Below are 15414 nucleotides of genomic sequence, written 5' to 3'. Positions count from 1 at the left end.
TCACGAATGCGTGATCTGTTTTTCGTGTAGCTGAGCGTTGCGGGCCTGCCGTCCCATAATGAGCACCGCTATACCCCCGGCCAGGCACAGCGCGGCCAGTGGAAGCATAGCCAGCGTGTAGCTGCCCGTCTGCTCGCTGATTATGCCGTAGGCATTTACCATGACCACCCCGCCAATCAGGTTCGCGATGGCGCCAATCGCGGCCAGCCCTGCCGCCGCCGAGGAGCTGCTCATCCAGCCGGATGCCAGCGCCCAGAAAGGCCCTTTCGCAGCATACGCGCCTGTCAGGATAATGCTCAGGATCACGATAGTGGCAAAGAGCGAGACGTTTACAAAGGCAGCGAACACGCCGGCGGCAATCATGAACAGCGTCAGCGCGGTATGCCAGCGGCGTTCGTTGGTGCGATCGGAGTGTCGTCCCCAGACAATCATCAGAATCGATGCCAGACCGTAAGGGATAGCGTTAAACAGACCTGTCTCAAGGTTATCGAGATGGAAGGATTTCAGCAGTTGAGGAGACCAGACGCTGATCGTGGTGCCCGCGGACGATGCGCCCGCATAAATCAGCGCCATCAGCCAGATCTGACGATGCTTCAGCAACTGCCACGTCGTCTGATGTCCAATGTTCTTTTGCTGGCTCCGCTCGGTCTCAAGCGTGGTTTCCAGCCACTTTTTCTGTTCATCACCGAGCCATTTCGCCTGATGAGGGCGATCCCGGAGAATAAACCAGGCCGCAATACCCAGCAGTACCGCAGGTAAGCCTTCAATAATGAACAGCAGATGCCAGCCGCGAAGACCCAGCCAGCCATCCAGCGACAGTATCAACCCGGAAAGCGGGGAGCCGATGAAGTTAGCGAGCGGGATGGCGACCATAAAGGACGCAATAATGCGCGCGCGGTAGCGGGCAGGGATCCACCAGGTCAGATACAGCACGACGCCCGGGAAGAAGCCTGCTTCCGCTGCCCCGAGGAGAAAGCGGACGATATAGAGCGAGGTGGTATTTTGAACCAGCGCCATGCCCATGGAGACGATGCCCCAGCTGATCATAATGCGCGGTATCCACAGCCGGGCACCGACTTTTTGCATGGCCAGGTTACTGGGAACCTCAAACAAAAAATAGGCCACGAAGTAAAGGCTGCTGGCGAAGCCAAACGCCGCTTTGCTGAGGCCAAGGTCCTCATTCATCTGCAGCGAAGCCATGCCGATATTCCCACGATCGATAATCGAGACCAGGTAACTGACAATCAGAAACGGGAGAATACGCCAGATCACCTTCCGCATCGTCTCTCTTTCTATGTCCTCGGTGGCGGTCGCGCCGTTACGTAAATGTTCTGTCATTGTATCCTCGCAGGGTGTGTTCTTTGTTTTATTAGGTACAACTTAGTTTTATTAAACAAAACCACTATAGCGACGGCGCGTTCTTTTTATCCAGTTAATGGAAGGTTTAAATGATGTAAATAAGAGGTGACTCACAGATAGTGCGCTGCGGATATCGCTCAAGGCTGATGACCAGCCGCAAGCCGGACGTGTTGGCAGAGAAATAATCACGTAACGCAATTATTGCACCAACTTTTCCTCTCCCTTCGACTAAGCTTCGACCAGATGCCCCGCCGCCTTCGCGGGGCCATACTCCTTTTGGTCAGAGCACGTACCATGCAGCTACTCAGCATTATTATTTTGCTTACCCTAACCGTGGTGATTCATTCGCTGTGGATGTTTGGCGTTTTAAAATTCATTACGTTAGAGGTCGATTCTGCGGTACGCATTGTTTTACGCAATGTCGGCATCGTGATCTCTATGATTTTCGCCCATCTCCTGGAAGCCGGGCTGTTTGCGGCGTTTTATTTTGTCATCGACGCGTTTAATGACTGGAACACCAGCTTCTACTTTTCGCTGGTGAGCTATGCGACGGTAGGGTACGGCGACGTCACGTTACCCCAGCACTGGCGGCTCATCGGCGGGGTGGAAGGGCTGGTGGGCGCGTTGATGGTAGGCTGGTCTGTGGCTGTTCTGGTCGCGGTGCTGCAGCGTTTACGTGGCATGAGCGCCTAAACGGCAGATGCGCAATCCCCGCCTGGTAAGGTAAAGTACCCCTCCTTGCGTAGCCGATTGGGCTGCGGCTTTAAGGGTGAAGAGGCTGATTAACGGCCCGCCCTGTTTCGTTCCTGGTTTACGCCAGTTTGCATGGTTCTGTGTTTTGTCTGCCAAAAGGGTTTTGTATGTCTGCTGCTCATCTCGGTTTCCCGACGGAAACCGTTGTTGTCTTTGTGGTGATGGCCGTTGGGGCGATGTTTATCGACCTCTTTATGCACCGTCACGACAAACCGATCTCGCTGAAAAGCGCCGCAATGTGGTCCATCTTCTGGGTCATGATGGCGATGGCCTTCGCCGGGTTCCTGTACGTTCACCACGGCGCCGAGATGGCGAGCCTGTTCCTTACCGGCTATGCGCTGGAAGAGGTGCTCTCCGTCGATAACCTGTTCGTGATGATGGCGATCTTCGCCTGGTTTGGCGTGCCGGATAAGTACCGTCACCGTGTGCTCTACTGGGGCGTGCTGGGGGCGATTGTCTTCCGCGGTATTTTCGTGGCTATCGGCACCAGCCTGTTAAGCCTGGGGCCCTACGTCGAAGTGATTTTCGCGCTGGTCGTCGGCTGGACGGCGGTGATGATGCTCAGACGTAATGAAGAGAGTGACGAAGTGGAAGATTACTCGGGTCATCTCGCCTATCGCCTGGTAAAACGCTTCTATCCGGTCTGGCCGAAAATCAGCAGCAATGCCTTTATTCTGACGCAGAAAGAGGTGGATGCGGAGCTTGAAAAGCCGGAAAACCAGGACGTGATGGTCGGACGCGTGAAGAAGGCGAAGCGCTATGCGACGCCGCTATTGCTGTGCGTGGCCGTGGTCGAACTCTCTGACGTGATGTTCGCATTTGACTCCGTGCCGGCCATTATTGCCGTGAGCCGCGAGCCGCTGATTATCTATAGCGCCATGATGTTCGCTATTCTTGGTCTGCGTACGCTTTACTTCGTGCTGGAAGCGCTGAAGCAGTATCTGGTGCACCTCGAGAAAGCCGTGGTGCTGCTGCTGTTCTTCGTGGCGTTCAAGCTGGGGTTAAATGCCACCGATCACTTCTGGCATCACGGTTACAGCATTGGCGCGACGGACAGCCTGTTTGTGGTATTGGGCGTGCTGGCGCTGGGAATTATTGCGAGCGTGATGTTCCCGGGGAAACGTGAGGCCTGATGTTCCGCCCGGTGGCGCTTCGCTTACCGGGCCTACAGTTTGGTTTTCTCCCTCTCCCTGTGGGAGAGGGCTAGGGTGAGGGCACCAGACCGCACCTAACCCTTAATCGGTGAATTCCGGCGCTTGCGCGGCGGGTGGAAGTGCCGCCAGTGCGGATCCTGCGCCGCCGCCAGCAGCTCGTGGTCGCCGCGGGTGTCTCCCCAGGCGCGCAGGTGATAGGCGTTCAGATCGCCATACACTTTTTCCAGCCTGGCCACCTTCTGGGCGCAGCGGCAGTTGTGGCCCGTGATGCGCCCCGTCAGCTTGCCGTTTTTCACTTCCAGCTGCGTGCCAATCAGCTTAATGCCCAGTTTGTCAGCCCACGGCTGAAGCACCAGTGCCGGAGACGCGGAACAGATGGTCACCTCCGCACCGGAATTCACCTCGGCCGCCACGGCCAGAACCCCTTCGGGGCGCATCAGCTTGTTCCAGTATTTTTCGCAAAACGCTTCCGCCTGCTGGCGCAACCAGTGTTCATCCACGCCCGTCAGGAACGTTTTAATCAGCACTTCCTTTAGCTCGTCGCGCGTCAGCTTGCGACGCACGCAGTGGAGCGTGGGCAGCGCCATGCGCACCAGACGGCCCGCGAAGTAACGTTTCCCGAAGGCAAAGCGCAGGAAAGGGATAAAGCTGTCGTGGTGCGTTAACGTCCCATCAAAGTCAAAGACAGAGAGCACACTGGATTTCGCCACCGTCTCGTCGGCAATCATATTGGTCATAAATACGTCTTAGCTGAAATACACATTCTGTGGATCAGTTTACCTGCTTTACCAGGACAGTCCTTACATCACCACCATTTTTTTCTCGATCTTGCGATCTCAAAGTGAGTCCAATTTTGGCCTCGATAAGGATTGGTGAAAAAACGATCTGTCTATATTATCGCCACATCGTACGATATTTAGGGGAACCCTTTGGCCCCCACAGGTAAGGAAAAACTCACTCACTACCTCTTTCTTGATATGACTCTTAGATCGTTTATTTCAATCCTTACGTTAAGTTTTGCGTCGTTTTCTGCATTCAGTTTTCAACTTCCCGCGTCGATGTTATCGATGAACCATGAACTGGCAGTCTCGCCAGCGAAATCTGCGCTGATGCAACAGGATACGGGCCCGCTGCGCGCGCGCATGCTCGATCAATACCAAAAGTGGAAGGGAACCCAGTATCAGTGGGGCGGTACCACGCGCCGCGGGGTGGATTGCTCCGCGCTCATGCAGCACCTGTTCAGCGATGCGGCGCATCTTAATTTACCGCGCACGATCGGCGAGCAGATCCACCGCGGGGTGCAGGTGACGCAATATCGCCTGAGGCCCGGAGATCTGGTGTTCTTCCAGACGGGTCCGAACCGCAGGCATGTCGGCGTTTATATTGGCAATAGCCAGTTCATTCATGCCTCAAGCAGCCAGGGCGTCACGGTCTCAACCCTGACGGATGCTTACTGGCAGGCGCACTACATTACTGCCCGTCGGGTTGCAGGCAGTGCAGCCTGACCGCCTCAGATGATGTCATCCACGACGCCGCCGTCGACGCGCAGCGCCGCGCCCGAGGTGGCGGAAGCCTGGGGCGAACAGACATAAATCACCATATTGGCCACCTCTTCAACCGTGGCCGCGCGCTGGATCACCGAGCTGGGGCGGTTGGCCATCACAAACTCTTTCGCCAGTTGCTCCAGCGACTTACCGGTTTTTTCGATTTCATCCTTCATCATCTCTGCGAAACCGTCCGACATCGTTGGCCCCGGCAAGACGCTGTTGACCGTCACTCCGCTTCCCGCCACGAACTTCGCCAGCCCGCGCGCCAGGGAGAGCTGCGCCGTTTTGGTCACCCCGTAGTGGATCATATCCGCCGGGATATTGCAGGCCGACTCGGAGGAGATAAACACCACCCGCCCCCAGCCTTTTTGCACCATGCCTGGCAGCAAGGCGCGGGACAGACGCACGCCGGACATCACGTTGGTCTGCCAGTAATGCTCCCAGGTTTCATCGTCGGTGGAATAGAAATCCTGCGGGCCGTAAATCCCGGCGTTGTTAACCAGAATATCGACGTTATTCGCCACCTTGAGCAGCGACTCGACCCCTTCTGCCGTGCTGAGATCGGCAATCGCGGCGCGCACCTGCACGCCCGGTACCACCTGCTGCAGCTGCTGAATGCCTTTATTCACCGATTCCGTGCTGCGGCCATTGACGATCACCTCGGCACCGCTTTCTGCCAGCCCTCTGGCAATGGCGAACCCGATCCCGCCGGTTGAGGCGGTCACCAGCGCCACTTTCCCCGTAAAGTCGATTTTCATCATCCGCTCCTTATCGTTTTAACGTTCGGACCTTAAAGCGTAGCAGGTGAGGATGACGGCTCCTGGCTAAAAAGGCGCAGCAGCGTCTCCACCTGCTCGTCAAGCGGGGCGAGGGAGCGCTTAACAATCAGGTGAAGCGGCGTCGCTCTGCGTGCACCGTGGCTCAGCGGCAGGCGTTTCAGGATGCCTTGATCCAGCTGAGTCTGGATGCGTTCCTCCGGCAGCCAGCCGTAGCCGACCTGAGAGAGGACGGCCTCAATGGCGGCATCGATGGTGGAGAAGGTCCATGACTCACCGGCCGCGCGCGCGGCGGGCTGGCTGTCCGCAATCTGAATGAGCGGCCACGGGCGTAGCATGTCATCGTTAAGCGGCGCGTCGAGGTCAAAGAGGGGGTGCTGATGGTGGGCCACGGCAACAAAGTCGATATTCATCAGCCATTCGCCGAGCCCGGTCATGTCCTGGCGGCGGGTGAGGACCATCACATCGGCTTCGTCGTTAATGGCATCGTCCCGGGTATTTTCCAGCACCTCGGTGAGTCGTACCTGAGTTTGCGGATACTGCTGCTGGAACTGGCGCAGAATGGCAAACAGGCGGCGGCGGGGGAAAATGGAATCCACCACCAGATCCAGCCGCGTGCGCATTCCGTTGCGAAGGGTCGCTGCGCGCGTCTCAACGTACGAAAAGGCTTTCAGCAGCGGTTTAACCTGGTTGAGCAGCAGTTCTCCTGCCGGCGTTAACACCGCCCGTCGTCCTTCCGGCACCAGGAGGGCCACGCCCAGCCGCTCCTGCAGCAGCGACAGGTTATAGCTCACCGAAGACTGGCTGCGGTGCGTTTCTTCCGCCGCTCGGGCAAAGCTGCCCGCCTCGATCACTTTCGCCAGTAAAGACCATTGTTCAAGCGTCGTCTTATGCATAATTTATCTAAAATTTGGATGAATTTGATTAAAACATAGCGTTATTCATTCATTTTTTGAAGGGGTACGATCGCCTCATCAAAACAAAGGAGACATCTTATGAACACCTTCGACAAACACGACTTAAGCGGCTTCGTTGGCAAACACCTTGTTTATACCTACGACAACGGCTGGAACTACGAGATTTACGTCAAAAATGAGACGACCCTGGATTACCGTATTCACAGCGGTCTGGTGGCAAACCGTTGGGTGAAAGATCAGCAGGCTTACATCGTGCGGGTAGGGGAGAGCATCTATAAAATTTCCTGGACCGAGCCAACCGGTACCGACGTCAGCCTGATTGTGAACCTGGGCGACAAACTGTTCCACGGCACCATCTTCTTCCCGCGCTGGGTCATGAACAACCCGGAAAAAACCGTCTGCTTCCAGAACGATCATATTCCACTGATGAACAGCTACCGTGATGCGGGCCCGGCGTATCCAACGGAAGTGATTGATGAATTTGCCACTATCACCTTTGTACGTGACTGCGGCGCCAATAACGAAAGCGTGATCGCCTGTGCGGCCAGTGAATTACCGAAAAACTTTCCAGATAACCTGTAATAAGCGCGACAATTAACTAAAAAGAAAAGTTCCCGGCTATTTCATATTATTTTGAAATGGCCGGGATTTTTTTTGTTTGTTGATGTATGGTTTAAATGATCCCATTTCAAAATGTTGCGGAAGATCACATCAAAAATATTTAATATTAAATTAACTTGTTGTTTTTCAATTGGCTGCTAGTTGTCTTATAGCGTTGTAAACGCTGTCTTAATTTTTCCCTAAGGAAAGAGAGATACTTTGATATAAGTTTATGGTTCGTTGAAATAAACGGGCCAGCATTTGGTTAATATCAAAAACGTGCCATTTTGATTGCAAGGAAATTAATAATGAGTGATTTTCTGCCTTTTTCGCGACCGTCGATGGGCGCTGAGGAAATTGCGGCGCTTCAGGACGTTTTGATGTCGGGCTGGATCACCACAGGGCCTAAGAATCAGGAACTTGAAGAGGCATTCTGTCAACTTACCGGGAATCAGCATGCGATTGCCGTCTGTTCCGCCACCGCGGGCATGCACGTTACGCTGATGGCGCTGGATATTGGCCCGGGCGATGAAGTCATTACCCCTTCCCAGACCTGGGTGTCCACGCTGAATATGATCGTATTGCTGGGCGCCACGCCAGTCATGATTGATGTGGATAAAGACACATTAATGGTGACGCCAGAAGCCGTTGAAGCCGCCATTACCCCGCGCACTAAAGCCATTATTCCCGTTCACTATGCCGGCGCGCCGTGTGAAATCGACGCTATCCATGCCATCGGTGAACGTCACGGTATTCCGGTGATTGAAGATGCGGCCCATGCCGCCGGAACGTACTACAAAAACCGTCACGTGGGCTGGAAAGGGACGGCAATTTTCTCGTTCCACGCCATTAAAAACATGACCTGCGCGGAAGGCGGCCTGGTGGTCACCGATAACGCGCAGCTGGCACAGCGGATCCGCAGTCTGAAATTCCATGGCCTGGGCGTAGACGCCTATGATCGCCAGACGCACGGCCGCGCGCCGCAGGCGGAAGTGATCGCGCCGGGCTATAAATACAACCTGGCGGACATCAACGCCGCGCTGGCGCTGGTGCAGTTAGGCAAACTGAAAGAGGCCAACAAACGCCGCCAGGAAATCGCTGAACGCTACCTGCGGGAGCTTGCCGATACGCCGTTCCAGCCGCTCACTATTCCGTCATGGCCGCACGTGCACGCCTGGCACCTGTTTATTATTCGCGTTGATGAAGCGCGCTGCGGGATCTCACGCGACAACCTGATGGCGGCGCTGAAAGAGAAAGGCATCGGTACCGGCCTCCATTTCCGCGCGGCCCACACGCAAAAATACTACCGCGAGCGTTTTCCTGATGTATCGCTCCCGAATTCTGAATGGAATAGCGCGCGTATTTGTTCTCTCCCTCTTTTCCCGGACATGACTCATGACGACACAACCCGCGTCATTACCGCACTCCATCAGCTTGCAGGACATTGATATGTTCAGTGCACCGCCTGTACAAAAAGTATCCGTGGTAATCCCGGTTTATAACGAGCAGGAGAGCCTGCCCGAACTGATCCGCCGTACAACGGCCGCCTGCGACACGATGGGCAAGGCCTACGAAATTCTGCTGGTGGATGATGGCAGTAGCGATAATTCCGCGCTGATGCTGACCGAAGCCGCGCAGATTGAAGGCAGCCACATCGTAGCCGTGTTGCTCAACCGTAACTACGGCCAGCACTCGGCGATTATGGCGGGGTTTAGCCACGTCACGGGCGATCTGATCATCACCCTGGACGCGGACCTGCAAAACCCGCCGGAAGAGATCCCGCGCCTGGTGGCCAAAGCCGACGAAGGCTATGACGTGGTCGGCACGGTCCGTCAGAACCGTCAGGACAGCCTGTTCCGTAAGCTGGCCTCGCGCACCATCAACCGTCTTATCCAGCGCACGACCGGTAAAGCGATGGGCGATTACGGCTGCATGCTGCGCGCCTACCGCCGTCATATTGTCGACGCCATGCTGCATTGCCATGAGCGCAGCACCTTCATTCCGATTCTGGCGAATACCTTTGCCCGTAAGGCAACGGAAATCCCGGTTCTGCACGCCGAGCGCGAGCACGGGGAATCGAAGTACAGCTTTATGCGTCTCATCAACCTGATGTATGACCTCATCACCTGCCTGACCACCACGCCGCTGCGTCTGCTGAGCGTGTTCGGCAGCATTATTGCGCTGGCGGGCTTTGCGATTTCTGTCCTGCTGGTGGTACTGCGCCTGGTCTTTGGCCCGCAGTGGGCGGCGGAAGGGGTCTTTATGCTCTTTGCCGTGCTGTTTATGTTCATCGGCGCCCAGTTTGTCGGGATGGGTCTCCTCGGTGAATACATTGGCCGTATCTATAACGATGTTCGCGCGCGTCCGCGCTACTTTATTCAACGTGTTGTCCGTCAGGAACACAAAGCATCTCAAGAGGAAATTCACCCATGAAAGCTGTTGTATTTGCCTATCACGATATGGGGTGCACGGGCACGCTGACCCTGCTGGAAGCGGGCTATGATATTGCGGCAATCTTTACCCATCCGGACACGGCTGGAGAAAACAACTTTTTCGGCTCCGTGGCGCGTATCGCCGCCGAGCGCGGTATCCCGGTTTATGCGCCGGACGACGTTAACCACCCGCTGTGGGTGGAGCGCATCCGCGCCCTCGCGCCTGACGTGATTTTCTCGTTCTACTATCGCAACCTGCTCTCTGACGAGATCTTAGGCCTGGCCGCAAAAGGCGCCTTTAATCTTCACGGTTCTCTGCTACCTGCCTACCGTGGCCGCGCCCCGCTGAACTGGGTGCTGGTGAACGGTGAAACGGAAACGGGCGTGACGCTGCACCGCATGGTGCGCCGTGCGGATGCGGGCGCTATCGTGGCACAGCAGAAGGTCGCTATTGATGCGGACGACACCGCGCTGCAACTGCATCAGAAGCTGAACGCGACGGCACAGACGCTGCTGCGTGATGCGCTGCCGGGCATCCTTAACGGCACCTTCAGCGAAACCGCACAGGACGAGAGCAAGGCAAGCTGCTTTGGCCGCCGCGCGCCGGAAGATGGTCGTCTGGACTGGAACAAACCGGCTCGCCAGCTGCACAACCTGGTGCGCGCCGTAACCGATCCGTGGCCGGGCGCCTACAGCTTTGCGGGCGTAAGCAAATTCATCGTCTGGAAATCCCGCGTGCGTGACGACATTCCGGCGGCAAAACCGGGCACCGTCGTCTCCGTCTCCCCGCTGATTGTGAGCTGCGGCGAGCAGGCGCTGGAGATCGTTACCGGACAAACCGACAACGGCCTGTACGTTCAGGGCACACAGCTGGCGCAGTCGCTGGGCCTGGTGGCCGGGGCGCTGATCACCAGCGCACCGGTTGTTGCCATCAAACGCCGCACCCGCGTTCTGATCCTCGGCGTGAACGGTTTTATCGGTAACCACCTGACCGAACGTCTGCTCAAAGACGATAACTACGAAATTTACGGCCTGGATATCGGCGCGGACGCGATCAGCCGCTTCCTGGACAACCCGCGCTTCCACTTCGTGGAAGGGGACATCAGCATCCATTCCGAGTGGATTGAATACCACATTAAGAAATGCGACGTGGTGCTGCCGCTGGTCGCCATTGCCACGCCAATCGAGTACACCCGTAACCCGCTGCGCGTGTTCGAGCTGGACTTCGAAGAGAACCTGAAGATCATCCGCGACTGCGTGAAATACGACAAGCGCATCATCTTCCCGTCCACCTCTGAAGTGTACGGCATGTGTACCGATAAGAACTTCGATGAAGACACCTCCAACCTGGTGGTCGGGCCGATCAACAAACAGCGCTGGATTTACTCCGTCTCCAAACAGCTGCTGGACCGCGTGATTTGGGCCTACGGCGAGAAAGAGGGTCTGCGCTTTACCCTGTTCCGTCCGTTCAACTGGATGGGGCCACGTCTGGACAACCTGAACGCGGCGCGTATCGGCAGCTCCCGTGCAATCACCCAGTTGATCCTGAACCTGGTGGAAGGCTCGCCAATTAAGCTTATCGAAGGCGGGAAACAAAAACGCTGCTTTACGGATATCAGCGACGGTATCGAAGCGCTGTTCCGCATCATCGAAAACAAAGATAACCGCTGCAACGGTGAAATCATCAACATCGGCAACCCGGACAACGAAGCGAGCATTCGCGAGCTGGCCGAGATGCTGCTGGCCAGCTTTGAGCGTCATCCGCTGCGCGATAAATTCCCGCCGTTTGCCGGCTTCCGCGAAGTGGAAAGCAGCAGCTACTACGGTAAAGGGTATCAGGACGTTGAGCACCGTAAGCCAAGCATTCGCAATGCGAAGCGCTGCCTGAACTGGACGCCGACCGTGAAGATGGAACAGACCATTGATGAAACGCTTGATTTCTTCCTGCGCACCGTGGAGCTGTCGGAACAGGTCTCATGAAAAAAGTCGGTTTACGCATTGATGTCGACACCTTCAGGGGAACGCGTGACGGCGTACCCAAACTGCTGGAACTGCTGAGCAAGCACGGTGTGCGCGCCAGCATTTTCTTCAGCGTGGGGCCTGACAACATGGGACGCCATTTATGGCGTCTGGTTAAACCGGCATTTCTGTACAAAATGCTGCGCTCGCGCGCAGCATCCCTCTACGGTTGGGATATTTTGCTGGCCGGCACCGCCTGGCCCGGCAGACGCATCGGCGCGGGTAATGAAGCGGTTATCCGCGAGGCGGCGCAGCATCATGAGGTGGGTCTGCACGCCTGGGATCACCATGCCTGGCAAGCCTGGGCGGGCGTCTGGGATATCCCGCGCCTGTCTCGTGAGGTCGAGCGTGGGATGCTGGAGCTGGAGGCCATTATCGGTCAGCCCGTGCGCTGCTCCGCCGTGGCGGGATGGCGTGCGGATCAGCGCGTCGTGAAGGCCAAAGAGGCCTTCGCGTTTCGCTACAACAGCGATTGCCGCGGAACCGGGCCCTTTTTGCCGCTGTTAGGCGAAAATCGCTACGGTACGGTGCAAATTCCGGTCACGCTTCCCACCTGGGATGAAGTGGTCGGACGCGAGGTTAAGGCGGATGAGTTCAATCGCTACATTCTGGACCGCATTCATCGTGACGCCGGTACGCCGGTGTATACCATCCATGCCGAAGTGGAAGGGATTGCGTATCAGCATGATTTCGACGAACTGCTGACGATGGCCGCTCAGGAGGGCATCGAATTCTGCCCGTTGAGCGAGCTGCTGCCAGACGACCTCAGCACCCTGCCCGTGGGCAAAGTTGTCCGTAATGAACTGGCTGGTCGGGAAGGCTGGCTTGGTTATCAACAAACCGTGAGTCCGGTCCCATGAAAACAGCCCGTTATGGCTTAGCGCTTCTCGCACTGTTTATCGTTTACTACCTCATTTCGGTCGATATCCGCCTGCTTTGGCAGCCTGATGAAACGCGCTATGCGGAAATCAGCCGCGAAATGCTGGCCTCCGGAGACTGGGTTGTCCCGCATTTTCTGGGGCTGCGTTACTTTGAAAAGCCAATTGCTGGCTACTGGGTCAACAGCATCGGGCAGATGCTGTTCGGGCACACGAACCTCGCCGTGCGCGCCGGGTCCATCTTCTCCACCGGTTTAGCCGCGCTGCTGGTCATCTGGATGGCCTGGCGTCTCTGGCGGGATAAGCGGACAGCCATTTTCTCCGGCCTGATCTTCCTGACCCTGTTCCTGGTGTATGGCATCGGCACGTATGCGGTGCTGGATCCTATCATCACCCTGTGGCTGGTGGCGGCGATGTGCAGCTTCTGGCTGGCGTCACAGGCCCAAACCGTTGCCGGAAAAGCGGGCGGCTATGTGCTGCTTGGGCTGGCCTGCGGGATGGGGGTGATGACCAAAGGCTTCCTGGCACTGGCGGTACCGGTGATTGGCGTGCTGCCGTGGGTGATCGCCCAGAAGCGCTGGAAAGAGGTGCTGATTTTTGGCTGGCTCGCGATCCTGAGCTGCGTGCTGATTGTTCTGCCATGGGGGCTGGCCATTGCGCAGCGTGAGCCTGACTTCTGGCGTTACTTCTTCTGGGTGGAGCATATTCAGCGTTTCGCCCAGAGCGACGCGCAGCACAAAGCCCCGTTCTGGTACTACATACCGTTCCTGATTGCGGGTAGCCTGCCGTGGCTGGCACTGCTGCCCGGCGCGTTTCGTCTCGGCTGGAATGACCGACAAAACGCGGGCGGCGGGTTCTATCTGCTGGGATGGGTGGTGATGCCGCTGCTGTTCTTCAGCATCGCCAAAGGCAAGCTGCCGACCTATATCCTGCCGTGCTTTGCCCCGCTGGCGATCCTGATGGCGCGCTATGCCTGCCTCGCGGCGGAGAAAGGCGCCAGAGCGTTGCGCATTAACGGCGGGATTAACCTGGCGTTTGGCGTTATCGGCGTGGTGGCGGCGCTGGTGGTCTCCCCGTGGGGACTGTCTAAGCATCCGGTCTGGACCTCGGTCGAACTGTATAAAGTGTTCTGCGCGGTGGTCGCGTTCCTCATCTGGGCCGCGGTAGGCTGGTTTACGTTCAGGCAGAGCCAGCAGCGCTGGTGGCTGGCGGCGTTCTGCCCGGCGGGCCTGGCGCTGCTGATTGGTTTTGCCATTCCTAACCTGGTGGTGGATTCCAAACAGCCGCAGTCGCTGGTCGACACCGTGCGCGAGCCGCTTCAGGACAGCCGTTACGTGCTGGCCAATAACGTGGGCGTGGCCGCTGGCCTGGCGTGGGAGCTGAAGCGCAATGACATCACGCTGTATGGTCAGAGTGGCGAACTGCGCTACGGGCTGGATTATCCTGATGTGAAAGATCGTTTTGTCGGTAAAGATGACTTCGCGCAGTGGCTGGCAGAGCACCGTCAGCAGGGACGCGTATCGCTGGTTATCCTGCTGTCAAAACGCGATGACCTTTCGCGGGCTAATCTGCCAGAACCGGACAGCCTGTATATCCAGGGCCGTCTGGCCTACCTGCAGTATCTGCCGAAGTGATGACCTGGATCTGGCTGATACTGGCAAGCCTGCTCAGCTGTGCAGGACAGCTGTGCCAGAAACAGGCTACCCGTCCGGCGAAAGCCGGGCGGCGTGGCGTGCATATCGCGCTGTGGCTTGGCCTGGCCCTGCTGGCGCTGGGCAGCGGGATGCTGGTCTGGCTGGTGGTGCTGCAGCGCCTGCCTGTCGGCATTGCCTACCCTATGCTGAGCCTCAATTTTGTCTGGGTGACGCTGGCGGCGAAGCTATTCTGGCGTGAAACCGTCGCATCGCATCACTGGCTGGGGGTAGGGTTGATCATCATTGGGATTGTTATCCTGGGAGGAAGCCTGTGAAAGGGGCGTTCTGGGCCTTATGCAGCGTGCTGTTAGTCAGCGCCGCGCAGCTGTTGCTGCGCAATGCGATGCAGGCACTGCCGCCGGTCAGCGATGTTCTGGCGCTTATTTCTGCGCTGTGGCACGTCTCATCCGGCACGGGGGCGCTGCTGCTGGGGTTGATGGGGTATGTGGCCTCGATGGGCTGCTGGTATCTGGCGCTGCATCGCATGGCGCTCAGCAAAGCGTATGCCTTGCTGAGTCTTAGCTATATCCTGGTGTGGGGCGCTGCGATCCTGCTGCCGGGCTGGGAAGAACGTTTCTCCTGGCACGGGCTGGTGGGGGTCGGGTTTATTATTCTGGGTGTGTTGACGATTTTTCGGCCAGCACGTCGTCAGCAGAATGGATCAACCCGGCCCTGAGCTCAAAGGGCGTCGCGGTACAGACCGCAAGACTCAGCGAGTCTATCCGGCAGTGGCTGACTGAGTGAAATGCGCGGGCGGTACTGTCAATGCTAACCATTTGCCAGGCGTGACCGCCGCTCTGTTTAACGATCGCTTCTTTCCGCGTCCAGATGCGCCAGAACGCCGTAAGCTGGCTCTCTGGCGTTTCCTTTTCCAGCTCTTCATGCTCGGCACCGCTGAAGACGGCATTGGCGAGCGTGTGCCAGTTTTCCTGCGGGCGAATACGTTCCAGTGAACAGCCCACGTTACCTTCGTCACTGATAATTAACGCAATGTCATCATCCGCGTGGCTAAGGCTGAACCACAGCGGATAGTCGCCGGCAAAAAGGGGTTTCCCCTGTTCGTTGTGGATAATTTCCGGCAGTGACTTCGGGGCCAGCAGACGCGAAAGCAACCCGCGACCCGCCAGCCAGCGCGCACGCTGAGCGCCTTCGGGCGCGTGTCGGGAGAGTGCTTCAGCCCAGCGATTGGTGCTCAGCGAGGAGATTTTTCCCAGAAAAACCTGGTACATATAACGTCTGGCCTTCAGTCAAAACAGAGAGAGTCGCAAAGTTGCGCGGCGAAACC

General features: G+C 57.1%; 16 protein-coding genes. 11 read left to right on the top strand and 5 right to left on the bottom strand.

Annotation, left to right across the window (positions count from 1 at the left end; genetic code table 11):
* Entirely contained in the window at window positions 1-1338 is a 1338-nt protein-coding gene (locus tag KGP25_RS23000) for an MFS transporter (RefSeq protein WP_223539662.1), read from the bottom strand.
* 315 nt (window positions 1339-1653) lie between these two features.
* Between KGP25_RS23000 and KGP25_RS22995 the strand changes: the two genes are divergently transcribed.
* Entirely contained in the window at window positions 1654-2052 is a 399-nt protein-coding gene (locus KGP25_RS22995) for a potassium channel family protein (protein WP_024908850.1), read from the top strand.
* 167 nt (window positions 2053-2219) lie between these two features.
* Window positions 2220-3245, top strand: a complete 1026-nt coding sequence (locus tag KGP25_RS22990; protein WP_223539661.1) for a TerC/Alx family metal homeostasis membrane protein — start codon at window positions 2220-2222, stop codon at window positions 3243-3245.
* Window positions 3246-3340: 95 nt separating this feature from the next.
* On the opposite strand, the gene KGP25_RS22985 is transcribed toward KGP25_RS22990, so the two are convergent.
* Complete coding sequence (locus tag KGP25_RS22985) at window positions 3341-4003, bottom strand: HAD family hydrolase (RefSeq protein ID WP_074180434.1); 663 nt, start codon at window positions 4001-4003, stop codon at window positions 3341-3343.
* A gap of 321 nt (window positions 4004-4324) precedes the next feature.
* Here KGP25_RS22985 and KGP25_RS22980 point away from each other — a divergent pair, with 321 nt between their 5' ends.
* Entirely contained in the window at window positions 4325-4771 is a 447-nt protein-coding gene (locus KGP25_RS22980; RefSeq protein WP_223539660.1) for an NlpC/P60 family protein, read from the top strand.
* A 5-nt stretch (window positions 4772-4776) separates the two neighbouring features.
* On the opposite strand, the gene KGP25_RS22975 is transcribed toward KGP25_RS22980, so the two are convergent.
* Together KGP25_RS22975 and KGP25_RS22970 are read right to left on the bottom strand one after the other, a co-directional pair.
* A complete protein-coding gene (locus KGP25_RS22975; protein ID WP_223540602.1) occupies window positions 4777-5571 on the bottom strand; it encodes an SDR family NAD(P)-dependent oxidoreductase in 795 nt (264 codons plus the stop codon).
* A 32-nt stretch (window positions 5572-5603) separates the two neighbouring features.
* Window positions 5604-6485, bottom strand: a complete 882-nt coding sequence (locus KGP25_RS22970) for a LysR family transcriptional regulator (RefSeq protein ID WP_069720554.1) — start codon at window positions 6483-6485, stop codon at window positions 5604-5606.
* Window positions 6486-6584: 99 nt separating this feature from the next.
* On the opposite strand from KGP25_RS22970, the gene KGP25_RS22965 reads away from it, so the two are divergent.
* The 8 genes from KGP25_RS22965 (at window position 6585) to arnF (ending at window position 14805) form a co-directional block, all read left to right on the top strand.
* Window positions 6585-7088 (top strand): phenolic acid decarboxylase, encoded by a 504-nt coding sequence (locus KGP25_RS22965; RefSeq protein ID WP_008503103.1) that lies wholly within the window; start codon window positions 6585-6587, stop codon window positions 7086-7088.
* Window positions 7089-7414: 326 nt separating this feature from the next.
* Window positions 7415-8554, top strand: a complete 1140-nt coding sequence (arnB, locus tag KGP25_RS22960; RefSeq protein WP_048027756.1) for a UDP-4-amino-4-deoxy-L-arabinose aminotransferase — start codon at window positions 7415-7417, stop codon at window positions 8552-8554.
* Between the two features lies 1 nt (window position 8555).
* Window positions 8556-9539 (top strand): undecaprenyl-phosphate 4-deoxy-4-formamido-L-arabinose transferase, encoded by a 984-nt coding sequence (arnC, locus tag KGP25_RS22955; RefSeq protein ID WP_048226320.1) that lies wholly within the window; start codon window positions 8556-8558, stop codon window positions 9537-9539.
* Window positions 9536-11518: a bifunctional UDP-4-amino-4-deoxy-L-arabinose formyltransferase/UDP-glucuronic acid oxidase ArnA gene (arnA, locus tag KGP25_RS22950; RefSeq protein ID WP_126534891.1), complete on the top strand. Its 1983-nt coding sequence runs from the start codon at window positions 9536-9538 to the stop codon at window positions 11516-11518. The genes arnC and arnA overlap by 4 nt, the downstream gene beginning before the upstream one ends.
* Window positions 11515-12417 carry a 4-deoxy-4-formamido-L-arabinose-phosphoundecaprenol deformylase gene (gene arnD, locus KGP25_RS22945; RefSeq protein ID WP_045909039.1) on the top strand — a complete coding sequence of 301 codons (903 nt, stop codon included), beginning with the start codon at window positions 11515-11517 and terminating at the stop codon, window positions 12415-12417. The genes arnA and arnD overlap by 4 nt, the downstream gene beginning before the upstream one ends.
* Window positions 12414-14069, top strand: a complete 1656-nt coding sequence (arnT, locus tag KGP25_RS22940) for a lipid IV(A) 4-amino-4-deoxy-L-arabinosyltransferase (RefSeq protein ID WP_223539659.1) — start codon at window positions 12414-12416, stop codon at window positions 14067-14069. Before arnD ends, arnT begins: the two co-directional genes overlap by 4 nt.
* Window positions 14069-14404 carry a 4-amino-4-deoxy-L-arabinose-phosphoundecaprenol flippase subunit ArnE gene (arnE, locus tag KGP25_RS22935; RefSeq protein ID WP_223540601.1) on the top strand — a complete coding sequence of 112 codons (336 nt, stop codon included), beginning with the start codon at window positions 14069-14071 and terminating at the stop codon, window positions 14402-14404. Before arnT ends, arnE begins: the two co-directional genes overlap by 1 nt.
* A complete protein-coding gene (arnF, locus tag KGP25_RS22930; protein ID WP_223539658.1) occupies window positions 14401-14805 on the top strand; it encodes a 4-amino-4-deoxy-L-arabinose-phosphoundecaprenol flippase subunit ArnF in 405 nt (134 codons plus the stop codon). The genes arnE and arnF overlap by 4 nt, the downstream gene beginning before the upstream one ends.
* Here arnF and acpT read toward each other — a convergent pair.
* Window positions 14738-15358, bottom strand: a complete 621-nt coding sequence (acpT, locus tag KGP25_RS22925; RefSeq protein WP_223539657.1) for a 4'-phosphopantetheinyl transferase AcpT — start codon at window positions 15356-15358, stop codon at window positions 14738-14740. The genes arnF and acpT overlap by 68 nt on opposite strands.
* Between the last annotated feature and the right edge of the window lie 56 nt (window positions 15359-15414).

The sequence above is a fragment of the Enterobacter sp. JBIWA003 genome, from assembly GCF_019968825.1.
Classification (GTDB): Bacteria; Pseudomonadota; Gammaproteobacteria; order Enterobacterales; family Enterobacteriaceae; genus Enterobacter; species Enterobacter quasiroggenkampii.
This window is presented reverse-complemented; position numbering and strand designations above follow the sequence as displayed.